Here is a 21802-nt window from a genome sequence, read left to right as displayed (position 1 = left end):
ACACATGCTCGATTCACTCACACGCGCCGCTCTGGCAGCGCAGATCACCGGACCCGTACTCGGCCCGGAAGACGAAGGCTTCGCCGCGGAGTGCGCGCCTTTCAACCTTGCCGTGACCCACCGCCCCTGCGTCGTCGTCGGAGCCGCGAACAGCTCCGACGTGCAAGTCGCCGTTCGCCTCGCGGCACAGCGGCGTCTGCCGGTCGCCGTCATGGCCACCGGCCACCAGGCGACCGTCCCGGCCGATGACGCGGGTCTCATCACCACTCGCCGCATGGCGCAGGTGAGCATCGACCCCGCGGCGCGCACGGCCCGCGTGACGGCGGGGGCCCGCTGGCAGCAAGTGATCGACGCGGCGGCCCCGTTCGGGCTTGCCCCGCTCAACGGCTCCTCACCGCTCGTCGGAGTCGTCGGTTACACCCTCGGCGGGGGCCTGAGCCCCACCATGGGCCGCGCCCACGGATGGGCAGCCGACCACGTCACCTCCCTGGACGTCGTGACAGCAGACGGCGCGTTGCACCTCGTCGACGCCGCGTCGGAACCCGACTTGTTCTGGGCGCTGCGCGGCGGGAAGAGCAACTTCGGTGTCGTCACCGCCATGGAGTTCGCCCTCTTCCCGGTGGCACAGCTGTGGGCGGGCGGCCTCTTCTTCGACGGTGCCGACGCGGCAGCCGTCCTGCACACCTATGCCGAGGTCACGGCCGACGCCCCCGACGAGTTGAGCTCTTCGATCGCCCTGCTGCGCCTGCCGGCGCTGCCCGGTGTGCCCGCCTTCCTCGCCGACCGGTTCGCCGTGCACGTCCGCATCTCCTGCCTCGGCCCGGCAGCCGAGGCCACCCGGCTGGTTGCGCCGCTGCGGGCGGCCGCACCCGTCCTCGCGGACGCCCTGGGCCCCATGCCGTACGCGTCCTTCGCCGAGATCCACAACGATCCGGCAGATCCGGCACCGTTCATGGAGCGCACCGCGATGCTGCGTTCCCTGCCCGCCGAGGCCGTCGAGGAGATCCTGTCCGCCGCGGGCCCGACGGCCGACTGCCCGGTGCACTTCGTCGAGTTGCGTCACCTGGGCGGCGCCCTGGCCCGGACCGCGGACAACGCCGTCGGACACCGGGACGCCCGGTTCGCACTCTGGATCGTCGGTGTCGGGGCACCCGATGCCTTCACCGCGATGAACGTCTACGCCGATGAGCTGCTGCAGCGGATGCGTCCCTGGTCCACCGGCGGACGGTACCTGAACTTCATGGCGGCCCAGGACACCGGCGTGTCCGACGTGCGGGCGGCATACGACGAAGCCCACTATCGCAGGCTCCGCAGCGTCAAGACGCGCTTCGACCCGGACAACCTCTTCCGTCTGAACCACAACATCCCTCCCGAGGAGCGCCCGATGTCCGACGACAAGCTGCAGCTCTTGATCGACCACGCCGCGATCGCCGATGCGCTGCACCGCTACACGGCAGGACTCGACCACGGCGACGCCGATCTCCTCGCCTCGTCCCTGACCGAGGACGCCATGGTCGACCTGACACCGGCCACGAGCAAGATCGGGCTCGACTTCCCCGCGCTCAAGCCGCGCGACACCGTCGTCGGAGCGCTCATCCCGGCGGTCGGCCCGCTCGACACCAGCCACGTGATCAGCAACATCCGCGCCACCGTGGACGGCGACACCGCCCACGTGAACTGCTACGCGATGGCTCAGCACTACCTGCCACAAGAAGGTCCCGAGCCGGACCGGACCCGGCACGCGCTGATGATGAACCGCTACGACGCGGACCTCACGCGCGACGGAAGCGCCTGGCGCATCAGCCGACTGACGATCGACAACGCCTGGTTCGAGGGCGACGAGACCGTCCTGCTTCCCGGCGACTGAGCTCGCGGCGAGACCGCCCCACCGGGGTGGCGTCCCTGCAGCCGCAGAGCGCCGCCCCGGTGCTGCGGGCCACAGCCTCACCGCCGCGGACGCGGCCGCACCGCCCTGACTCACCAAACCGCCACCGGCTGACCACATCCATGCCCCACGAGGCCCGCACTCCAAAATCCGCTTGGGAGCGTTCCGCATGTCCACCACCCCTGATGAGCCCCACCCCCGTGCGCACTCACACCTCGACAGTGCCCGGGAACTCGCAGCGCTGATGCGGGACTTCCGCCACGGCACATGGCAGCCGACCGGCCTCGAGCATCGCCTGGCCGAGCTTCTTGCGCAGTCGGCCGCCGGGACCGGGTCGCTCACCGCGGTCAGTGTCCGGACCGCGATATGGGAAGGCTCGATGGCGGCCATCCATGAGAATGGCGGACGCTTCATCACCCTTCTGGCCGACCTGCTGCCGCAGATCGAGAAACCCGACGCGGCCGCGCTGCACACCGCCGGCCTCGCCCTCGATCTCGTCGAGACGATCACACAGACGGCACCGCACCGACAAGCTGCTCCCCCACCGCGCGCCTGCCCCTGTCCGAGCAAGGCAGGCAGCGCTCAGAACGAAGGGCCACCGCCCCGGTCACCGCAACCTCGCGAGGGCGGCAGACCCCTGCGCGTGGACGCGGCACGCAATCACGCCCGTCTGCTGAACGCCGCGGCATGGATAGCGCGGGAGCGCGGGCTGGAGCGCCTCACCATGGGGGCGGTGGCCACCGCGGCAGGCGTCGGCAAGGGCACCGTCTTTCGCCGGTTCGGCGACCGCACAGGGCTGTTGCAAGCCCTGCTGCAGCGCTCCGAGGACTCCTTCCAGGCCGCTCACCTCAGCGGCAGCGAACGAGCAGACGGCCGCGACGGGGCCATCGAGCAGCTTCGCGCCTTCGGGGTGGCCGCCATACGGCGCTATGCCGCGGAGATGGAACTGCACCTGGCCGCCGAACCCTCCCCCGACCAGCGCTACCTGCGCGGACCTCGCCGCCGGTATCACGAGCGGGTCAGCATCCTGCTCGGCCTGGCTGCCCCGGATGCAGACGCAGAACTGCTCAGCCACGCACTGCTGGGCTACCTCGAGCCCGCCCTCCTCTGGCACTTGAGCGACCAGTGCGGCCTGCCCCTGCAACGGCTGGAGAACGGCTGGCTCGAACTGGTCTCCCGACTCGTCCAGAAGCCGCAGCCCCACGCGACGTGACCCGAGGGAGGAGCGCCGAGTGAGGACCGGCTGCGCGAGAAGGCAGGCGGCGAGGCCGCCGCCGTGGCCCACCGCCTCCGTCTTCTGTGGGAAACCGTCTGAACGACCGCACCGAACGGGCAGACTGGCAGCCGGCCGAGGAGCCGGGCGGAAGCCGTTGGGGGCGCTGGAATGAAGTACGCGATGCTGGTGGGACCGGGCGCCTAGCGTCCCCGATCAGCCGCGCGGGCTCGTTCCCGGTATGTACGCCGACGGCGGCCTCCGGGACATCCTTCAACTGAGGTGCCGAGCATGATGCCGACGCCCCCGGTCAACGCCAACCGCGGCAAGCGCGCCCCGATCCCCGAGCGGGTCCGCGCCGCCCGTCCCGCTTCCTCAACTCCTGCCAAGGGACATGGGCGAAAGCGGCCGCAACGGGCTGTCAGCGCCCCACCCACGCCCGTACGCCGTGGTCACGCAGCCTGTCCCGGACTTTCAGGCAACGGTGGGTCAGAGGTCGAACTCGAGGTGCTCGATGTCGGTGAAGCGGACCTCCTCCAGCTGGCCTGCGCGGCGTCCGTCGTCCTGGAAGTACACCTCCTTGAGGGCTTCGGCGGCGATCTGCTGGATCTGCTGGTCGCTGGCTCCCCGCTCCTGGGCGTCGAAGAGGCGGGCGGCGTACTGCGGCGGCAGCGCGACCGTCAGGTGCCGGAGGCGGTCCTCGTCCGTCGTCCCGATCGGCGCGGTGTAGCCGATGCGGGCGCGGGTGTCGATGACGATGCCGCCGGTGGTCGCCGCCTTCTGCCGGGCCTTGGCCCGGATCTGCGGCTGCCACCTCTTCTTCACCTCGCCTTCCAGGCGGGCGGCGAGGTCCGGGCGGGGCTTCTTGATCTGGTCTTTCACGTACCGCTCGACGGTGCGCTGGGAGATGCGCAGCATCTGGGCGACCGCCTTGGTGCCCTTGAGCTGTTTGACCAGGTACCGCATCTGCGCGGGCGCGCTCTTGGGCACCGGGCGGGTGAACGCCTTCTGCACCGCGGCGTCCAGGCCGTCCCCGAACATGCTCATCGCGGTCTACTCCCCGGTGTCCTGGTCGGTGACGGTGCCGTCCTTGATGTACCGGGCGAGGTTGAGTTCCGGGGCGTTGAACTGCTCGCGGACGCCCTCGCCCCACAGCACGCTCTGGGTGCCCTCGTGCTTCACCAGGCCCGGGTTCAGTCCGAGTTTGAAGCCGCCGGGCAGTGGCTTGCCGTCCCGGTAGGGCAGGAAGTCCAGCGGGGTGGGTCCGTCGGAGGCGTAGACGGCGCAGTCCGAGAGGATCGCGACCGGGTACTGGCCGGTGAAGGCGGCGTGCTTGACGATCTTGCGGTGCATGTTGATGCGGGTGCGGGAGATGACGGCGGCGCGGATGTCCGGGCGCCAGGTGGGCCGGGCAAGGGCCCGCCAGGGCTGCCCGGGCTTCCAGCCCTCGCCGCGCGGGCGTTCGCGCAGCTTGCCGATGCCGCCCTTCACGGTCGCCTTGATCGCGGACACCACGATCGCCAGCTGAGGGTCACGCTGCCGGTAGCCGTCCATCGCCGCGAGGAATTCGGCCGGCGGCATGTCGGCGTACACGCCGAGGTCGGCCATCGTGGCGAGGTAGGCGTCGCGCAGCCGGTTGTACCAGGCGTCCAGGTAGCGGCCGTTGTCGTGGCGGACGTATGCCTCGATCGGGCGGACGTCGTAGCCGAGCTCCACCGCGTACGCCACGGTCGGCGTGGCGTACCAGGCCGGCCCCTGCGGGCGCTCGCCTTTCGGGGTGAACGGGCTCGGCAGCAGCTCGCCGTCCAGATCCGTCCACTGATTGGCGAGCTTCACGCGGGACAGGTCGACGTGGCTCAGGTCGACCAGCCAGGAGCCGGGCAGTTTCGGATCGAAGACGGGGCTCTTGACGTGCGTCGGCGCGCCCAGGCCGACGTTAAGGCCGTTCGCGCCGGCGGCGAAGGCCATGTTCACGTCGATGCCCACCAGGTGGGGGCGAAGGCATTCGGCGTCGGTGAGCGGGCGCGCCCAGTCGTACGCCTCCTCCACCAGGACCTCGGCCGGGGTGCGCTGGTGGAAACGCGGCAGATCGGCGAGCAGCGGGTGCCCGTCGGGTGCCTCGCACGGCGCGCAGTCCACCGGGTCCTTGCCCAACGAGCCGGGGTTGTGCTCGGAGTGCCGCTTGCCCGTCGCGTCCGGTTGGGAGGCGCGGGTCGGCGGGTGCAGGGCGGTCATCAGCTCCAGACCGGTCACGGCGGTCGACCCGCGCGGGGTCATCACGCGGGCCGCATACGTGCCCAGCAGCCGGGCCAGGTCCGCCGGCGGCAGCTGCCCCGCGTCGGCCCAGTGTCGGGTGTCGAGCGCGTCCCACGACGGGATGCACAACTGCACGCACGCCCGCTCCGAGCCCTGTGCGGGGCGGTAGATCCGCGCCCACGGCCCGAAGCCGCGCTTGGTCAGCTGCCAGTTGGCACGCGTCAGCTGCTTGATGACCTTGTGGCCCTCCGGCAGCCGCCCGGCCAGGCGCTCCTGTTGTGTGAGCGTGACGGGCAGGCCGTAGTGCTCGCAGGCGGCCCCGGTCAGCACGATCAGCGGGTCGGCGTCCTTGCCCGGCCCGGACAACTTCGGCTGGCCGAACCGCCCTTCGCGCAGCGTCCACTCCACCAGCGCGGGAAGCGACTTGGCAGCCACGTCCAGGACCAGGCCGCCGACGCAGTACGCCAGCACCTGGCCGTCGGCAACGTCGACGACCGCAAGCGGACCGTTCTCGAACCGCGGGTCGGTGCCGCCCGCCGGGGCGCTGGCGGGGGCGGCCCTCTTCGCGGCCGGGCGCCGCGAGGTCGGCCTGGTCGAGACAGCCGGGCTCGGTACAGCGGCAGGGGCGACGGGGCGGAGTGCGGTGTTCGCGGGCTTGGCAGCCGGGCCTGTGGGTGCGGTGCGGGCTTGGGCCGGTTCAGCTGCCGAGGGCGCAGGAGCGGCTGGAACGGCAGGGGTCTCGGGGATCGCCGTGTCCTCGGGGGGCACCGGAGCGACTGCGGGGTAGAGCTGGGCGAGTTGCTTGAGCATGCGGGCGTATGCGTCGCGCTCCGGTGGCCGCGGTTCGGTCTTGCCGGCCTCCCAGCCGCTGACCGTCGCGCGCCGCACCTGCAGTGCGGCGGCCACCTCGTCCAGCGTCAGGCCGTGCGCCTGGCGCAGCCGCTTGCGTTCCGCCGGGGGCGGCAACGGGGAGCGGGACGCGATGAGCGCGTCGACCGCGTCGAACAGCTCGGACATGCAGCACCTCCTGTTCCCGCAACCCTAGCGTGAAGCGCACTTTTCGCGTACCGAACGCGTACGGATCCCGTAAGCGGCGGTTGGCACGGTTGTTCCGGGAAGGGGTGCCCTCGGACCTCAGCTGCTTCGTGCTCCTTGGCCGAGGGTCGTGGTCACGCGCACCTTGGTCGGAGCTCAGGATCAGGCGAAGGCCGTCTCTACGTCCGGCGGATTCCCATGCGAGGGAATCCGTTCGAGACGCCGTGCGAGACCGTGGCACCATGTGCCGCATGACGACGAACCGAAAGGTCCATGCCGCGTAGACGGCCAGGGCAGATCCGTGCCGGCGCCCCCGGCAGCCACCGGACAACGGGTGCAAGGCCGGTCATCGACGGCCTGTCTTCGCGTGCGCTGTCCGAGATCAGCCGCCTCGAGCACACCCGCAACTATCTGCAGCCAGGCGATGTCAGCACAGCTGTAGGCCTGTGGAAGAACTACGTCCACCAGCCCGAGCGGGATCTGTGGCACGACCACGAGTGGGGCAACGTGCACTGGTACTGCTGCGGCAACCCTCTCGAATCCCGGGCCCTCCTCGATGCCGTGATGCAGGCCCTGTCGCGCCGAAGTGCCCGCGAATTTCGCGAGGTTGTCAGCCGGTCAGACGCCGTCTGGAACCGCCCGTCCCCGCCCTATGGCGCGGACGGTAGATGGAGAACAAGCTCAGAAGCTGTGCCAGAACATCATTCTCGTTACGCTCAGTCACCTGTGCCTGGTGGATGCGACTCCACCCGCTCAGGCGCACCGCAGGAGCGTGGCCTGGCGCACTGGGCTACTCCGGTTGGCGCCGCGCCGAGTGGTCGCCTACAGCCAGTTCGTGCGGTGGCCCGCCCGGCAGTCCTGGCCCTCCGTGAGACACGCTCGACCGCCGGCGGTCCCAGTGACCGGCCGTCGTCCCGAGTCGTTCACCGGGTGAACACGCACCACGAAGGAGATCCGATGCACGTCTTTCGCCCCGCAGGCCGGCACCGTGCCCAGGGCCGCCGGAGCCAGGTCCTGCTCACCGGGGTCCTCACGATCGGCACCGCCGGCGCTGCTCTTGGGATGGGCGCTCCAGCCTACGCCTCGCCCGCAGACATCGGATTCGACGGCGCTGCGGTGCAGCAGAGCACCGACGACACCCCTTCCCTTGGCGCGCTCCTCCCCACTCACTCGGGGGTGGACGCGCAGAGCCAACGCCTGCTCGCTTCTCTGGAGCAGCTGACGGACGAAGACACAGCTCAGACACTGCGGAAGTTCATCGTCGAAGGGCAGAAGATCCACGGCGTCAAGGACTTGGCCAGCAGCCCCTCATACCTCCGCGACGTTCTCGTCGACGGGTTCCTGTCCTACTACGACAAGGCCTTCGGGGCCGACATGCTCTTGTACGGCCGCACGGGGGAGAGGAGGGGGGAGATTATGACGAACATGGGAGTCCCGCCGGCGCTGCAGCCGGTGATGAACTATGTGCTCAGCAGGACGCCTGAGCTGCGGCAGCAGCTCATGAGTAGAAACTCCGAGCTCCTGAAGTCCGAGCTCCCGAACGTCGAGGACCAGCCCTGACGGTCTGCCCAGCAGGGCCTCCCGCCCGTCACCGGCCGGCTTGGCGCGGACCGTCCACACGCCCGCTGTAGGAGCTACGCCGGTGGGTGGTCTCCGGGCGCCCTCCGAAATGTCGCGGGCACCTGACCACCCACCACACGCTGCCCGCCTCCGATCGCCGTACGAACGCGCCGGCACACCACGACGATCCGCTCACAGCGTCACCAATCGCGGGTTGTGGCACAGCTCCTGAGGGGCAGGTGGGCGCTGATCAGCAGCGGATTCCGCTGAACTGGGGCGTGTATGGGAACGTGTAGTCATCCCCGAAGACCCAACTTCCCTGGTCGACCAGCCTCGGCTGCAGAGGCACGAATGCGCTCACACCGTTCTTCGTGATACGAACCTGGCCTCCGACCGTATGGCATTCCACATCGTCGTCATCACGAAAGGCGGCGTTCCGGCCGCACTTGAAGTTTTCGACGGAAACCTTTGTCTGGTTTCCCCCGGGCTCGACGCAGATACGGAATGTGACGTCGTAGTCGGTCTGGTACCAGGCACGATCAGTAACAAGGCGCTGTTCATCGCACCGCTTCTCGACGGCGGCTGCCGGAGAGGTGCCGAGACCGGAACCAGAAGGCCCTCACCTGTTCACGCCCCCAGCACGCGTGTCACCCACGTGCCCCAGCCCGGCCGTTGGTCAGGGGGGTCGCCGTCTGTGCCGGGCTTGTCCAATCCCAGGTCCGCGCCCTCCCGTTTGGCGGGGTCCTCGATGATCTCGACGGCGAGGGCGTCCACGGACTGTGCCTGTGGGCGGCCCGCTCCGGCGGCGGCGAGGACATCATCACCGGCTCCGTCACCCACGGCCCGGCCCGTCCGTTCGGTCCGCCATGGCGTCAACAGCGCCTGCCTGGTCCTGGCCGCCCTGGTCGTCCTCGCCGTCGGCAGCGAACTCGCCATCGCCCACCCCACCGAGCACGGCTCGCTCACCGTCGCACTGCTCCTCTTCGGCGGTCCCGTGCTCACCTCGCCACCGCCGCCTGGTTCTTCGGCACCACCACCGGCGGAGCCTGGAAGGGTGCCTCTGCCGGCGTGGCGACGGCACGGTGGTCGGCGGTCGCGCGGGGAGGGTGCCGCAGTGGGCTGTTCCGGGCCGGGCGGCTGTTCGGCCGTCCGGCCCGGACGCGGGTGCGCCAGGTCAGGCGTGCAGGAGGACGTTGAGCTCGTCGGGGAGGCTCTGCAGGTTGTCCTGGGGCGGAGTGCCGGGGAGCTCGAAGGTCCAGCGGTGCGAGGGCGCGCAGCCGAATGTGCGGTCGCACACGTTCGGCAGGTTGAGGTCGGCGCTGGCCGCCGAGTCCCAGATCAGAGCCAGGCCCTGGAGGTTCGCTGCCGGGTCGGTGATCCACCGGCCGGACCGCAGGCCGGGGATGTCGGCGGTGAGTGCGGTCGCGCCCTGTCGGGGTGCGAAGGATGTCGAGGGCATGACCTGGCGGGTGGTTCCGGTGTGGCTTTGGGTGCCGTTGCGGTGCTGTTCCCACCAGGCGATGACGACGTGCATGAGTTCCCCCTGAGTGTCGGTTGTGGTGCCGGCACGATGTGGTGCCGGCACGGTTTCCCTTCGACATCCGTGCCCGGCTCCGGGCCCGCCGGTCAGAGCTGCGAACCTCCGGTGGCGTCGAGGACCTGCCCGGTCACCCAGCGGGCGTCGTCCGAGGCGAGGAAGGCCACCACGTCGGCCACGTCCTCGGGGCGGCCCACCCGGCCGAGGGCGGAGAGCTCGGCCGCGGAGCGTTCGGCGGCCTCGTTGCCCCGCAGCCAGGAGGCGTTGATGTCGGTGTCGATGATGCCGGGCGCGACGGAGTTCACGGTGATGCCGCGAGGGCCGAGCGCCTTGGCGAGGGTGAGGCTGAAGGCGTCGATCGCCCCCTTGGTCATGGCGTACGCGATGATGTCGGTCAGGGCGATCCGCGTCGCGCCGGAGGAGACGTTGACGATCCGCCCGCCGTCGCGCAGCCGCTTCAGCGCCTGCTGGGTGAGGAAGAACGGCGCGCGCATGTTGACGGCGACGGCTTCCTCGAATGCTTCGGCCGTGGTCTCGTCGATCTCGCCGCGCGGAGTGACGCCGGCGTTGTTCACGAGGATGTCGAGGCCGGTGCTGGTGGCGTGTTCCAGTACCTGCCGGTCGAAGCTCTCCCAGAGGGTCGCCACGTCCCCCTCGGCTCCCAGCTCGGCGTGGACCGTGAAGGCGGTACCGCCCTTGGCGCGGATGCCCTCGACGACCTCGTCGGCGGCCGCGGCACTGCGTCCGTAGTGCACGGCCACCGTGGCGCCGTCGGCGGCGAGCCGCTCGGCGATCGCCCGGCCGATGCCGCGGCTGCCTCCCGTCACCAGTGCCGTCCTGCCCGTGAGCGCACCCATGGTCTCCCTTTCTGCTCGTATGTGTGCTGCGCGTACAGACTTTCTGTAGCGCTGACTATGGAAACGGTACATCATTTTCTTAGCGATCGCTGTAAAATTTGTGCATGACGACGACGAAGCGCGGCCGGCCACGAGGTTTCGACCGTGACACGGCACTCGCGCAGGCCACTTCACTGTTCTGGCAGCACGGCTTCGAGGGCACGTCCATCGCCGACCTGACCTCCGCGATGGGGATCTCGCCGCCGAGCCTCTACGCGGCCTTCGGCGACAAGCGCACGCTCTTCCACGAAGTCGTCGAGCGGTACGGCGGCACGTTCGGCGCCTTCATGGACAAGGCGCTCACCGAGGAGAGCGACCCGCGCAGGGGCTTCGCGCGGATGCTGGACGAGGCTGCCCTGGCCTACACCGATCCCTCGCATCCCGCGGGCTGCCTGGTCATCACAGCCGCGACCAACTACTCCAAACAGACCGCCGACATCGAGCGGGACCTGCGTGAACGCCGCAGAGCGAACGTACGGTCCTTCGAGACCCGCCTGGAGGACGCCCGGAGCCGGGGCTCACTCGGCCAGGACACCGACACCCGTGCCCTGGCCGTCTATTTCGCCGCCGTGGTCCAGGGCATGTCGCAGCAGGCCCGTGACGGCGCCACCGCGCAGGAACTGCGCCGCGTGGCCGAGCTCGCCATGACCGTCTGGCCGCCTTCCGATGCTTCCTCCTGAAGCACCGGACCGGGAAGGTGTGCCGGCCGCCGGTGCCGCACGGGCGGGTCACGGCGACCGGTCGGCTTTCAGAGAGCGGGCGGTCCCCCGTCCACGCGGCACAGCCGGGACGCCACGTGCGCGTACCGCTCGTCGAACTTCAGGGTGGTGAAGGCGTGGTCGAGTTCGCGCTCGAGAGTCTCCCTGGCGCGTCTCCACACGGCGAGGCCGGCCTCTGTGATGGCGACGCGGCTGGTGCGCCGGTCGCATGGCCAGGCCACTTTGTCCGTCCAGCCGGACCGTTCGAGGTGCGCGAGCATGCGGCTGGCCGCCGAGACGCTCAGCCCCAGTCGTCGGGCGACGTCGCTGACGGTCGCGGGCGTCGACTGCTCGCCGGCCAGGACCCCGAGCGCCATCAGCTGGCCCAGCCCGACGTTGTGGCGGAGCGTCAGCACTCGGTCCAGCCGGCCCTCCAGCAGGGAGAACATGGGGACGACACGCTCCCAGAGCCGGGAGACGTTCTCCGTTTCGGCGTCATGGTTTTCGTTCGTGTACGGCTCTGCCACGTAGGTGCGGTCCGTCCTCGCTCAGCCGGGTGCGGGGCCTGGGGATGCGGGTGCGGCGGCCCGGTCGCCCTGGGGGGGCGGTGTCCGTACCCGGGGGGGGGCTCCGGCGCCGGGCCCCGCTGTCCGTGCTCAGGCGCCCGAGCTTCGGGAAGTGGTCGGTCAGGGCAGGAGGAGGAGCTTTCCTCGTACGCCGCCCGCCTCCAGAAGCCGGTGGGCCTCGGCCGCGTCCTCGAACCCGAGCTGCTTCGAGGTGCGCAGTCGCAGTTTCGAGGCGTCCACCAGGGCCGCCATCTCGGCCAGGCGGGGGCCGTCCTGTTCCACGTGGGAGACGGTCACGCGGATGCCGCGTTCGGCGGCGGGGACCCGGGTCGGCACGATGGAGACCACGCGCCCGCCGTCCCGTACGGCGCTGATCGCGCCCGGCAGGCCGGCGGTCTCCAGCAGGCCGTCGACGGTTCTCGGCGAAAGGCCCGCCTCATCCACCACCCGGTCGGCGCCCAGGGCCCGGGCCGTGTCCTCGTCGCGGGCGGACCGCACCTGCGCCACCACCCTCCAGCCGCGAAGCTTGGCGAGCTGGACCGCCATCCCGCCGACCGCCCCCACCGCGCCGGTGACCAGCAGGGTCGCCCCGGCGGGCAGGTCGAAGGCGTCGAGCGCCTGGGCGCCGGCGAGTGATGCCAGCGGCAGACCCGCCGCGGTGGTCAGCTCCACCGTCCTCGGGGCCGGGGCGACGATGTCCGCCGGCAGTGCGACGGTCTCCGCGTACGTACCGCGCCCGGTCGCCATCTGCGCCGACATCGCCACGACCCGGTCACCGGGCCGGAAGCGGGTGACCTGCTCCCCCACCGCGGTGACGGTGCCCGCCACGTCCCAGCCGAGGACCATCGGCGGGCGGAAGGCGCTGTGCCCGGTGTGCAGGCCGCCACGGGTCTGGAGGTCGACCGGGTTGACCGCGGCGGCGGCCGTCCGGATGAGGACGCCGTCCGGGTCCGGGCCGGCCGGTTCCGCGATCTCGGAGACCGACAGCCCTTCCGGGCCGCCGAACGACGTCAGAACTACAGCACGCATGATGTGTTCGCTTTCCTGACCGGGGCGGTGCACCGCGGGCCCGCCGCGCCGCACCGCCCTGCGAGCATCAGACCAGTTCGGGGATGCGGGACGGCAGCCGGCCGGTGACGGAGGCGGTGAGCGTCCGCAGGACGAGCAGCCGGGTCTGGGCTCCCTCGGCGGTCAGGCGGGCCTGCGCGCCGTGCGGCAGGAGCGCCAGTTGCCCGGCCCGGAGGACTCGCTCCGCGGACTCCGTGGTGAGCCGTAGCTCGCCGTTGAGGACGAGCACCGCCTCCTCCACTCCGTGTTGCGGGGTGGAGGCCAGCACGCCGCCGGGCGGAAGCCGCCAGTGCTCCACCGCCTCGCATTCGCTGTGCAGCATTCCCCGGCGCACCAGGCAGGTCCACATGGCCGCCGCGTCCCCGCCACCGGTGCGTGGGCCCGTGCCCGTGGACGTGCCGGCTTCCCTCTCCGCGCCCTGGCCCGTGTCCGAGGGGACGGCGACTCGAACGGCGTCGTCGGTGGTAGAGATGATCACGACGCCTCCGGCGCGGAACGCGGGACGGACAGGGTCACGACCAGCAGCCGCAGCGGGGTGACGGCCTCGACGCCCGTGACGGTCGACGCGCCGAGGGTGAGGCAGGTGTCGGAAGCCAGGGCGGCCGTGTGGCCGTCGGCGGTGGCCCGGCCCGTCCCCTCGTGCACGAAGACGGCCAGTTCGGCGTCCGGGGCTCCCAGCCGGGTCCGCTCGCCGGCGTCGAGTTCGACGACCTCCACCTGCCGTAGCGGGCCGGTGAAGACCCCACTGGTGGAAACCGTGCGCTCTTTGAAGAGGTCGTGGATGACTGCTTCGCCCATGGGGGGTACTCCCGGGTGGTGGTGTGCGGCTCCGGACAGAACGGCGTCGGTGCCGGGTGCGAGGGTCTCGATGACCCACCAGTCGAGATCGTCCTTCCCGGTGTTGCGCAGCCCGTGCACGTTGCCGGGGGCCGTCAGGGCGAGCGTTCCGGGGCCGACCGGGTGCGGTCGGCCGTTGAACAGGAATTCGCCCCTTCCCCTCAGGACGAGGTAGATCTCCTCGGTGCGGGTGTGGCGGTGCTCCCCGCTGAGGCCGCCCGGGGGCACGGACGCCCACTCGACGGCCTCGGTGGGCGAGTGGAGCTGGCGGCGTCCCGCGAAGCACTTCCAGCGGGTACGTCCGGCGGCGCCGTGCACGCCGTACACGGTCGCGGCGCCGGCCACGGTTCCGAGCGAACGCCAGGGCGCCGGGGAGGTCCGCGGCTCGTGGCACGCGGTACGGCCGGACGCCGGGTCCGCGGACGGGACCGGGCCGGGGCGGACGGCGGCTTCGGTGGTCACCGGGAGACTCCGGAGCGGAGGGCCGCCAGCGACTCGGCCGCGGCGGCCAGTTCACCTTCCGTGACGTCGTTGACGAAGAGCGCGCTGCCGATGCCGACGGGCAGCGGCAGTCGCTGCTTGCCGTCGCGGTGCCGCACGGTGTCGCGCAGGGCGTCGCCGAGCACCTCGGGCGTGCACAGCGGGTGCCAGACCGGCAGTCCCAGGCGCGCCATCACATCGAGGACGCGGTCACGCTGGTAGGAGCTGACCAGGCCGCGCCGCTCGGCCAGCACGGTGGTGAGCGCCATGTCGACGGCCACCGCCTCGCCGTGCAGCAGCGCGGGGAGCGCGTGCATCTCGATGGTCGGGCTGAAGGTGTGGCCGTAGTCCACGACTCGCTCCAGCACCTTCTCCCACAGGTTGGGCTGGAGTTCCTCCAGCATGCCCTGGATGGCCCGTTCGACGACCTCGGTCGCCGGGTCGAGGTGCAGTCCGCGGGCGGCGAGGCGCTGGTCCACCGGCGCGTCGGCGGGGGTGGGGCCGACGGCCGCCGGGCTCTGGAGCTTGTTCCGCAGGAGGTCGGCTCCGTGCTGCTCCAGCAGGTCGAACAGGCGGGCGTCCTTGATCAGGGCGATCTTGAGGATTTCCGCCAGGCCGTTGCTGATGTGCCGCGCGTCGAGCGTGGCCAGGAAGGAGCGGTCGAGCAGGGTGCGGTCCGCGGGGAAGTAGGTGCCGAGCCGGTTCTTGTGGCCGTTGTGGTTGACCCCGGTCTTGGCGCCGACACCCGCGTCCACCAGGCCGATCAGCGTGGTGGGGATCCGGATGAACGGGGTGGAACGGCGGTACAGGCTGGCCGCGAACCCGACGATGTCCATCAGCACCCCGCCGCCGATGGCGATGACGGGCTCGCGCCGGCGGTCGATGCCGAAGGCGTCGAGGGCCTCGGTGACCTGGAGCACCGCGTTCATGGACTTGTGGGTCTCGCCGTCGTTCAGGACCAGCACCCGGTGCTCGACGCCGTGGTGGTCGAAGTAGGCGCGGACACGGTCGCCGTAGAGCGAGTCGACCACCCCGTCGGTGACGATGAGGCGGCGCTGGCCGCTGCTGCCCGAGGCGTCCTCCAGGATGGTGGAGTTCCCGGGGTCGAGGAGGTTCTCGCAAGCCCGTATCTCGTACTGGACCGGATTGCTGGTCTGTACGGACCAGTGGGTGACCGGGCTGCCCACCGCGAAGAGACCGTCGTTGTTCCGCATGGTCTGGGTGTCCTGCTGCATCGGGCTTCCGCCTCCGACGAAGAGTCTGGGTTCGGGTTCGTTGCGAATCCGGTCGGGGCAGTGTTTTCGGGTCTCCGCGCGGCAAGGCCTCCTGGGCCGCCTGCGCGGGACGTGGCCACGGCATCGTGGCCTGCCCCCCGTCGTCGGGGACGACCCTGACACACATATCCTTGCGTGCGCAAGGACATGTCCGGGTCCGCGACGGTGACTCGGCCGGAAAGCGGCGGCAGGGCGACGCGGAGGCCTCCGCAACCTGGATCCCGCTCCCGACGGCGCGTTCCGGGATGGCCGGAAGTGCTCGCCCGGTGCGGGCTTCCGCAGGAGACAGGGGGTCCCTCCCGCGGCCCGGCGGCACCCGGCCGACCGGCACGCCTCACGGGCCGGCGGGGCCTCTTCCCGGCGGAAAACGCCCGTGGCCCTCGCCGGGGGGACGGCGAGGGCCACGGGCGGACGGAGCGGGGTGCGGGGCCGCGCGGTCGACGCGGCTCACCGGTCGAGTCTCGGGGCGTAACGCAACCGCGCGACGACCGAACTGGTCCTGTTGTCCATGGACGCCACCTCGAACGCCATGCCGACCTCGCGCCGGAAGAGGCCTCCTATCTCCGCGGCCAGGTCGCGGCCGGCGTCGGTGACGCGCACCACCACGCCCCTGCGGTCGGTCGCGTGGGCCCCCTTCTCCGCCAGGCTCCGCGACTCCAGACGCTGCACGGCCCGGGTGGCGGACGACTGGTTGAGGCCCAGGAGTTGGGCGAGCTCGTTCATGCGCATGCCTGACGGGTCACCGTTGGCGAGCGCTCTCAGGGCGAGGAAGTCCGTGAGGCCCAGTTCGTAGTCCTCCGAGAGTCGCCGGTCCAGCGCGGTCCCGACCTCCGCGACCAGGACCGACAGCTGGCTCCACAGCTCGATGCTGTCTTCCTTGCGCGCTCGCATGATGTCGACCTCTCCAAAGTGCCGAGGTTTCCACCGCCCGCCGAAGGGGCCTTCCGGCCACGGTGGGGGGTGGGGCTCGGTCCCGCGACTGCGGGGACGGCCGGAACACCTCCAGGGTAGGAGGGTCAGGCAGTCAAGAGAACCTTCGGTGACACACATTTTCCATGCCTGCACATGGAGATCGGACGCTACTTGAATCGAGCAGAGTTCGAATCTCCCCCTCTGACACTGAAACTGCAGCGCACTGCCGCTTCAGCGGGGTCGCCGGGGGTCGGAACACCGCAAGACTTCCTTGCGCACGCAATGACATTGCCTTACTGTCGCTGCCGTCCGGTTCCCGGCCGCGAGGCGGCGGGGCCGACATCCGAGCATTCGTGCGCCGCGTACCGACCCGTACCCGGTGTGCCGTTTCAAGGGGGGAACATGCTCAACGCCGTCCCGGCGTCGCCGCCGGTGCACACCGGCCTGCCCACCGCCCGCGCGGTGGACCACTACGCCTTCACGGTGCCACGCCTCGACGAGGCCGTCGCCTACGCCGTCGACGTCCTGGGGGGCCGGCTGTGCTACCGGGAGGGGCCCGTCGAGGACCCCTCCGGGGACTGGATGACCCGCAAACTCGGTGTCCACCCACGGGCCCGCGCCCAGGTCGCCCTGGTCCGGCTCGGTCCCTGCACCAACCTCGAGCTCTTCGAGTACACCGCCCCCGACCAACTCCTCGCCCCGCCCGGCCCGAACGACGTCGGCGGCCACCACCTCGCTCTGACGGTCGCCGATCCGGACGCGGCCGAGGACCACCTGCGCCGGGCGGGCACCGTCCGTCTCGGGCCGGCGGGCCCTCCCGGCACGGCCCACCGCTGGTTCCTGACGCCCTGGGGCATGCTCCTTTCGGTGCGCGGGCCGCTCAGGCCCGACGGACGGCGTTTCGTCCCCGCCCCCGACCCGCACCCCACGGCCGTACAGAGCGCTCTGGGCCTGCTGGGCGTCGAGCACGTCGGTTACACCGTGGCCGACCTCGATGCCGGCGTCGCCTTCTTCACCGACGTACTCGGCGCGGAAGTGGTGGAGAGCGGGGCGGCACCCGACACCGGTCCGGACGGACACCGGCCTCCCGGCGCCGAGCAGTCGCGACGGGTCCTGCTGCGCACCGGGCCGACCGCCAACTGCGAGCTCGTCCAGAGCGGGACCGGCGCCCTGCGCTCCCGGCCACCGCGCAACAGCGACATCGGCGGCCACCACCTGGCCTTCTACGTCGACGACGTGGACGCGGCCGCCGCGTACCTGCGCGAGCAGCGGGGCGTGGTGCTGATGGGCGAACCGGAGACCATCACCCAGGGGTCGATCGCCGGCGACCGATGGCTCTACTTCAGCACTCCCATCGGCATTCAGATGGAGATCCTCAGCATGCCGGACGGATCACTGCCCTACGAGCGGCAGACCACGGCCCGCCGTGCCACGCCGGGCAGTCTGCGCTGGCACGACCGCCCCTGACGACCGGGGCGGCGGCCCCCGCGACGGCGCCCGCGGCTGTGCGGGCGTGGCGGGCCGCGCCCCGGCCTCGTACGCGTCCGCCGAGCATCCGCCGCACGCGGTGCGCCGCGCCCGGCGGCTCCGGCCGCGTCGCGCACCACCGCGCCCTACGCCCCACTCGGACTCATCAGGGAACTTCCCATGGACACGCTCACCCCGTTACCGGTCCGGCCGGCCGGGCCACTGCGCCGAGCGGCCGCCGCACGGGTGGCGCTCTGGCTGGACCGCCGGCACGCCCCGGAACCCGACGGCCCGACCGCTGGCCCGGTCCTCGACCTCGCCGGGGCGGCCGACGCCGTCCAGGACCTGCTGCCGCCCGCCTCCGAGAACCGCTCCTCGGGACAGCTCACCGCCCACGGCATCCGCGTCGTCGGCCCGGTCCACGGAGGGGCCGGCCACCGGCGGCTGATGCGGCGACTGCTGTCCGAGGTGTCCTCCGCCTCCCCCGCCGCCAGGCCCACCGCCATCGAGTACTGCGTCCCGGCCGTGGACGCGCTCGTCGACGCCCGCCTGGATCAGGTCGGCGGCTGGGAGGCGAAGGCGATGCGGTCCCGTGCGGGGATCGCCGGAGCCCACCTGCTGTACGACATGCACCGCCGCGAACTCGCCTCCCCGCAATGGACCGAGGCCGTCGCCCGCGGCGCGGCGGCCCCGCGTCTGTTGTGGTCGACGCGGCCGGGCGCCGGCCCGGACCGGGGCGCCGACCTCGCCCGGCGGCTGCTGCTCCCCGGGACCGCCGTGGCGCTGTCGCCCCGGTCCCTGGAATCCTTCGCGCGACACGGTGTCGTCACCGGGCCGACCGTGCCCGACCTCGCGGAGGCCCACCGCGTCGTCGGCGTCCTCGACTGGTTCGGCATCCGCCTGGACGACCTGGACTCCCCTGCCGGGTGACCGTCGAGCACCCGCCGCACCACACCGCCGGAGGGCGGACGCCACCGCGCGGACACCTCCCGGCGCACGGCCGTGATCCGGCCCCCGTTTCCTGCCGGCCTCTCATCCGAAGGACTTTCACTCATGCTTTCCCCTGCCTCCCTCCCCTCGGACGCGGACACGTCCGCCGGACCGGCGACCGCCGACGCCGCCGGGCGCCCGGCCGCGCAGACCGCGGTACGTCCCCGGGTACACCGCCGGAGGTTCCTGTCCGGCACGGCCGCGGCGGGCGGCGCGCTCGCGGTGACCGCCGCCGGGCTGGGCTCCGCGGCCGCGGCGGAAACGGGGCGCGGCGGCCCCCTCGCGGGTTCGCCCGCCGGCGCGGCAGCGGCCCCCGTCACGGTGCGCCCGGCCGACCGGCGCTACGCCGATCTGCGGCGCGGCACCAATCAACGCTGGGTGGGCAGCCCCGAGCACATCGTCCTGGCCACGTCCACCGCCGACGTCGTGCGGGCCGTTCAGCAGGCCGTCGACTCCGGCCGGCGGCTGGCGGTACGCAGCGGCGGCCACTGCTACGAGAACTTCACCACCAGCGACGACATAGCGATCCTCCTCGACCTGTCCCGGATGGACGACATCGCCTACGACGAGCGCCGCCGGGCCTTCTCCGTGCAGCCCGGCGCCGCCCTCGGCCGGGTCTACGACCGGCTCTACAAGGGATGGGGCGTCTACCTCCCGGCCGGGAACTGCCCCACGGTGGCCGCCGGCGGCCACATACCAGGCGGCGGTTACGGCTCCATGAGCCGCCGCGACGGTCTTGCCGTGGACCATCTGTACGGCGTCGAGATCGTGGTCGTCGGAGCGGACGGCCGCGCCCGCGCGGTCACCGCGACCCGCGAGCCCGGCGATCCGAACCGGGAGCTGTGGTGGGCGCACACGGGAGGCGGCGGCGGCAACTTCGGTGTGGTCACCCGCTACTGGCTGCGCTCCCCGGACGCCCGCGGCGACGATCCCGCGGCCCAGCTGCCCGCACCGCCACGCGAGGTGTGGCTGAGCGAGGTCGCCTGGCCGTGGGAGGAACTGACCGAGTCCCGCTTCACCCGGCTGATGTGGAACCACGGCGACTGGCACACCCGCAACAGCGCACCCGACTCCCCGTACACGGCGCTGTTCAGCCAGCTCAAGCCGTTCCACAAGTCGGGCGGCGCGGTGGTGCTCGACTCGCTGGTCGACGCCGACGCGCCCGGTGCCGAGCGCCTGCTGCGCACCTACATCGCCGAGGTCGGGGCAGGGATCGGAATCCAGCCGCAGGTCCGCCAGTACCGGCGGATGCCGTGGCTGCACGCCACCCAGTGGCCGGGGTTCACCGGCCCCGACCCGACGGTCCGGTTCAAGGGCAAGTCGGTGTACGCGCGCCGCACGTACACCGACGCCCAGATCTCCGCCGCCTACCGGCACCTGACCCGCGACGACTTCCACAACCCCGGCGCACTGCTGATGATCGCCTCGTACGGCGGTGCGGTGAACCGTGTCGCACCGGACGCCACCGCGGTGCCGCAGCGGGACTCGGTACTGAAGTACCAGGTCGTCTCGTTGTGGCAGGACGCGGCGGACGACGCGGCCAACATCGCCTGGGTGCGGGAGTGCTACCGCGACATGTTCGCGGCGACCGGCGGTGTGCCGGTGCCGAACGACACCACCGACGGCTGCTTCGTCAACTACGCCGACGTCGACCTCGGGGACCCGCGCTGGAACAGCTCGGGCGTCCCCTGGCACGAGCTGTACTACAAGGGCGGCTACCGGCGGCTGCAGAAGGTCAAGGCCGCCTGGGACCCCACCGGCTTCTTCCGCCACGCCCAGTCGGTGCGCCCTGCCTGACCCGGCGCACCCGGCCGACCGGCACGTCGCTGCGCCCACGGCCCGGACGTGCCGGCCGGCTCCCCTCCTCGCCCGCAGACCTACACCGACGGGAAACCCTCGTGTCCACTGCCCCTACTGTGCCCGGGCGCTCTCCCCGGCTCTCCTCACTCACCGGAATGCGGTTCTTCGCCGCCTTCCTGGTGTTCCTCTTCCACCTGTCACTGCTCGACGCCTACTCCACCCCCGGTGAACAGCACGGCCCCTTCGCCTCCGCGGTGAAGAACGGCGGCTGGGCCGGTGTCACCTTCTTCTTCATCCTCAGCGGCTTCGTACTGGCCTGGTCCGCGCGCGACGGCGACACCACGACCTCGTTCTGGGGACGCCGGATCGTGAAGATCGCGCCCAACCACGTCGTCACCTTCTTCGTCGCCCTGGCCTGCTACGCCTACGCGTCGGCGACCTGGGGAGCGGGCATCCCCAACTTCCTGCTCCTCCAGGCGTGGGTACCGCGCGACGACGTGTTCTTCAGCATCAACAACCCCAGCTGGTCGCTCTCCTGCGAGCTGGTCTTCTACCTGCTGTTCCCCGCGCTGTACCGCAGGGTCCGCCGGATCCGCGCCGAGCGGCTGTGGTGGTGGGCCGGCGGCACGGCGATGGTGATCATCTCGCTGCCGCTGCTGGTACAGCTGCTGCCCGCGGGTGAGTCGTTCGGACCGAACCACGCCAACTCTCCGCTGTACGGCCATTCCATCACCCAGATGTGGCTCGTCTACATCTTTCCGCCCGCACGGGTGCTCGACTTCCTGCTCGGCATCCTGATGGCCCGGATCGTGCTGACCGGCCGGTGGGTGGGCCTCGGGGTGCTGCCCGCGCTGGCCGTCACGCTGACGGCCTACGTGCTGAGCCTCCAGGCGCCCTTCCTGTTCTCCCTGAACGCCGTCGTCGTCGTGCCGTTCGCGCTGCTGATCTCCGCCGCTGCGGCCCGGGACGCGCAGGGCCGCGGCACCGCCGTCGGCGGACGCGTATGGGTATGGCTCGGCGAGGTGTCGTTCGCTTTCTACCTGGTCCACCAGATCCTGCTGTCCGTACTGCAGGAACGGTTCGGGTACCGCGAGACCGGCTCGCTCGCCGAGGCGGCCGGCGTGGCCGTGCTGATCGCCGCGGTGAGCCTGCTGCTGGCCTGGCTGCTGTACGCCGGCGTCGAACGGCCCGCCGTACGGGCCTGGGCGCGCCGGGGCCGTGCCCGTACCCTCCGCGTCGCCCGTGACCAGCCCTCCGCCGACGGTCCCGGGCCCGGGAGCGAGGAGAGCGACCGGCCGGTCACCGTCGGCACGCCCTGACCCGACCGG

19 protein-coding genes are annotated in these 21802 nt (G+C 71.6%); 8 read left to right on the top strand and 11 right to left on the bottom strand.

Translation table 11 applies throughout. The features are described 5' to 3' along the window. Window positions 1–4: 4 nt before the first annotated feature. Both MTR79_RS16655 and MTR79_RS16650 read left to right on the top strand, forming a co-directional pair. The gene (locus MTR79_RS16655; RefSeq protein ID WP_244790968.1) at window positions 5–1867 is read left to right on the top strand and encodes a nuclear transport factor 2 family protein; all 1863 of its coding nucleotides are present in this window, start codon (window positions 5–7) and stop codon (window positions 1865–1867) included. Between the two features lie 187 nt (window positions 1868–2054). Continuing rightward, on the top strand, window positions 2055–3098 hold the full coding sequence (locus MTR79_RS16650) for a TetR/AcrR family transcriptional regulator (protein WP_244790966.1): 1044 nt from the start codon (window positions 2055–2057) through the stop codon (window positions 3096–3098). A 489-nt stretch (window positions 3099–3587) separates the two neighbouring features. Here MTR79_RS16650 and MTR79_RS16645 read toward each other — a convergent pair whose 3' ends face one another. Both MTR79_RS16645 and MTR79_RS16640 read right to left on the bottom strand, forming a co-directional pair. Then, on the bottom strand, window positions 3588–4145 hold the full coding sequence (locus MTR79_RS16645) for an XRE family transcriptional regulator (protein WP_244790964.1): 558 nt from the start codon (window positions 4143–4145) through the stop codon (window positions 3588–3590). A 6-nt stretch (window positions 4146–4151) separates the two neighbouring features. After that, window positions 4152–6371 carry a helix-turn-helix transcriptional regulator gene (locus MTR79_RS16640; protein ID WP_244790962.1) on the bottom strand — a complete coding sequence of 740 codons (2220 nt, stop codon included), beginning with the start codon at window positions 6369–6371 and terminating at the stop codon, window positions 4152–4154. 975 nt (window positions 6372–7346) lie between these two features. On the opposite strand from MTR79_RS16640, the gene MTR79_RS16635 reads away from it, so the two are divergent. Continuing rightward, complete coding sequence (locus tag MTR79_RS16635; RefSeq protein WP_244790960.1) at window positions 7347–7949, top strand: hypothetical protein; 603 nt, start codon at window positions 7347–7349, stop codon at window positions 7947–7949. Between the two features lie 627 nt (window positions 7950–8576). On the opposite strand, the gene MTR79_RS16630 is transcribed toward MTR79_RS16635, so the two are convergent. The 3 genes from MTR79_RS16630 to MTR79_RS16620 form a co-directional block, all read right to left on the bottom strand. Then, window positions 8577–8915, bottom strand: coding sequence for a hypothetical protein (locus tag MTR79_RS16630; protein WP_244790958.1), 339 nt, complete (start codon window positions 8913–8915; stop codon window positions 8577–8579). A 208-nt stretch (window positions 8916–9123) separates the two neighbouring features. Further along, window positions 9124–9483 carry a hypothetical protein gene (locus tag MTR79_RS16625; protein WP_086700177.1) on the bottom strand — a complete coding sequence of 120 codons (360 nt, stop codon included), beginning with the start codon at window positions 9481–9483 and terminating at the stop codon, window positions 9124–9126. A 92-nt stretch (window positions 9484–9575) separates the two neighbouring features. Next, the gene (locus MTR79_RS16620; protein WP_189365355.1) at window positions 9576–10343 is read right to left on the bottom strand and encodes an SDR family oxidoreductase; all 768 of its coding nucleotides are present in this window, start codon (window positions 10341–10343) and stop codon (window positions 9576–9578) included. Between the two features lie 104 nt (window positions 10344–10447). Between MTR79_RS16620 and MTR79_RS16615 the strand changes: the two genes are divergently transcribed. Then, window positions 10448–11062 (top strand): TetR/AcrR family transcriptional regulator, encoded by a 615-nt coding sequence (locus MTR79_RS16615; protein ID WP_086700175.1) that lies wholly within the window; start codon window positions 10448–10450, stop codon window positions 11060–11062. A gap of 68 nt (window positions 11063–11130) precedes the next feature. Here the strand turns inward: MTR79_RS16615 and MTR79_RS16610 are convergent, their stop codons facing one another. The 6 genes from MTR79_RS16610 to MTR79_RS16585 form a co-directional block, all read right to left on the bottom strand. Continuing rightward, complete coding sequence (locus MTR79_RS16610; RefSeq protein ID WP_189365357.1) at window positions 11131–11607, bottom strand: MarR family transcriptional regulator; 477 nt, start codon at window positions 11605–11607, stop codon at window positions 11131–11133. Window positions 11608–11766: 159 nt separating this feature from the next. Next, window positions 11767–12675, bottom strand: coding sequence for an NADP-dependent oxidoreductase (locus tag MTR79_RS16605; protein ID WP_189365358.1), 909 nt, complete (start codon window positions 12673–12675; stop codon window positions 11767–11769). Window positions 12676–12742: 67 nt separating this feature from the next. Beyond that, window positions 12743–13192: a cupin domain-containing protein gene (locus MTR79_RS16600; protein WP_189365359.1), complete on the bottom strand. Its 450-nt coding sequence runs from the start codon at window positions 13190–13192 to the stop codon at window positions 12743–12745. Continuing rightward, on the bottom strand, window positions 13189–14013 hold the full coding sequence (locus tag MTR79_RS16595) for a cupin domain-containing protein (RefSeq protein WP_244790956.1): 825 nt from the start codon (window positions 14011–14013) through the stop codon (window positions 13189–13191). Before MTR79_RS16595 ends, MTR79_RS16600 begins: the two co-directional genes overlap by 4 nt. After that, window positions 14010–15266 (bottom strand): sedoheptulose 7-phosphate cyclase, encoded by a 1257-nt coding sequence (locus MTR79_RS16590; RefSeq protein ID WP_244790954.1) that lies wholly within the window; start codon window positions 15264–15266, stop codon window positions 14010–14012. The genes MTR79_RS16595 and MTR79_RS16590 overlap by 4 nt, the downstream gene beginning before the upstream one ends. Before the next feature lie 486 nt (window positions 15267–15752). Continuing rightward, the gene (locus tag MTR79_RS16585) at window positions 15753–16196 is read right to left on the bottom strand and encodes a MarR family transcriptional regulator (RefSeq protein ID WP_244790952.1); all 444 of its coding nucleotides are present in this window, start codon (window positions 16194–16196) and stop codon (window positions 15753–15755) included. A gap of 423 nt (window positions 16197–16619) precedes the next feature. Between MTR79_RS16585 and MTR79_RS16580 the strand changes: the two genes are divergently transcribed. From MTR79_RS16580 to MTR79_RS16565, 4 genes are all read left to right on the top strand, one after another. Next, a complete protein-coding gene (locus MTR79_RS16580) occupies window positions 16620–17684 on the top strand; it encodes a VOC family protein (RefSeq protein WP_244790950.1) in 1065 nt (354 codons plus the stop codon). A gap of 180 nt (window positions 17685–17864) precedes the next feature. Then, on the top strand, window positions 17865–18614 hold the full coding sequence (locus MTR79_RS16575) for a hypothetical protein (protein WP_244790948.1): 750 nt from the start codon (window positions 17865–17867) through the stop codon (window positions 18612–18614). 123 nt (window positions 18615–18737) lie between these two features. After that, window positions 18738–20471, top strand: coding sequence for an FAD-binding protein (locus tag MTR79_RS16570; protein WP_189365363.1), 1734 nt, complete (start codon window positions 18738–18740; stop codon window positions 20469–20471). A gap of 158 nt (window positions 20472–20629) precedes the next feature. Next, on the top strand, window positions 20630–21793 hold the full coding sequence (locus MTR79_RS16565; RefSeq protein ID WP_189365364.1) for an acyltransferase: 1164 nt from the start codon (window positions 20630–20632) through the stop codon (window positions 21791–21793). The last annotated feature ends 9 nt before the right edge of the window (window positions 21794–21802 follow it).

The organism is Streptomyces sp. BJ20, from assembly GCF_022869105.1.
Taxonomy (GTDB): Bacteria; Actinomycetota; Actinomycetes; order Streptomycetales; family Streptomycetaceae; genus Streptomyces; species Streptomyces griseoincarnatus.
This window is presented reverse-complemented; position numbering and strand designations above follow the sequence as displayed.

What these genes read in the sequence shown, in the direction of transcription:
- MTR79_RS16655 (WP_244790968.1), top strand. Translation starts at nt 5, where the DNA reads ATGCTCGATTCACTCACACGCGCCGCTCTGGCAGCGCAGATCACCGGA.
- MTR79_RS16570 (WP_189365363.1), top strand. Translation starts at nt 18,738, where the DNA reads ATGCTTTCCCCTGCCTCCCTCCCCTCGGACGCGGACACGTCCGCCGGA.
- MTR79_RS16565 (WP_189365364.1), top strand. Translation starts at nt 20,630, where the DNA reads ATGCGGTTCTTCGCCGCCTTCCTGGTGTTCCTCTTCCACCTGTCACTG.
- MTR79_RS16590 (WP_244790954.1), bottom strand. Translation starts at nt 15,266, where the DNA reads ATGCAGCAGGACACCCAGACCATGCGGAACAACGACGGTCTCTTCGCG.
- MTR79_RS16650 (WP_244790966.1), top strand. Translation starts at nt 2,055, where the DNA reads ATGTCCACCACCCCTGATGAGCCCCACCCCCGTGCGCACTCACACCTC.
- MTR79_RS16645 (WP_244790964.1), bottom strand. Translation starts at nt 4,145, where the DNA reads ATGAGCATGTTCGGGGACGGCCTGGACGCCGCGGTGCAGAAGGCGTTC.
- MTR79_RS16605 (WP_189365358.1), bottom strand. Translation starts at nt 12,675, where the DNA reads ATGCGTGCTGTAGTTCTGACGTCGTTCGGCGGCCCGGAAGGGCTGTCG.
- MTR79_RS16625 (WP_086700177.1), bottom strand. Translation starts at nt 9,483, where the DNA reads ATGCACGTCGTCATCGCCTGGTGGGAACAGCACCGCAACGGCACCCAA.
- MTR79_RS16585 (WP_244790952.1), bottom strand. Translation starts at nt 16,196, where the DNA reads ATGCGAGCGCGCAAGGAAGACAGCATCGAGCTGTGGAGCCAGCTGTCG.
- MTR79_RS16580 (WP_244790950.1), top strand. Translation starts at nt 16,620, where the DNA reads ATGCTCAACGCCGTCCCGGCGTCGCCGCCGGTGCACACCGGCCTGCCC.
- MTR79_RS16635 (WP_244790960.1), top strand. Translation starts at nt 7,347, where the DNA reads ATGCACGTCTTTCGCCCCGCAGGCCGGCACCGTGCCCAGGGCCGCCGG.
- MTR79_RS16620 (WP_189365355.1), bottom strand. Translation starts at nt 10,343, where the DNA reads ATGGGTGCGCTCACGGGCAGGACGGCACTGGTGACGGGAGGCAGCCGC.
- MTR79_RS16615 (WP_086700175.1), top strand. Translation starts at nt 10,448, where the DNA reads ATGACGACGACGAAGCGCGGCCGGCCACGAGGTTTCGACCGTGACACG.
- MTR79_RS16575 (WP_244790948.1), top strand. Translation starts at nt 17,865, where the DNA reads ATGGACACGCTCACCCCGTTACCGGTCCGGCCGGCCGGGCCACTGCGC.
- MTR79_RS16640 (WP_244790962.1), bottom strand. Translation starts at nt 6,371, where the DNA reads ATGTCCGAGCTGTTCGACGCGGTCGACGCGCTCATCGCGTCCCGCTCC.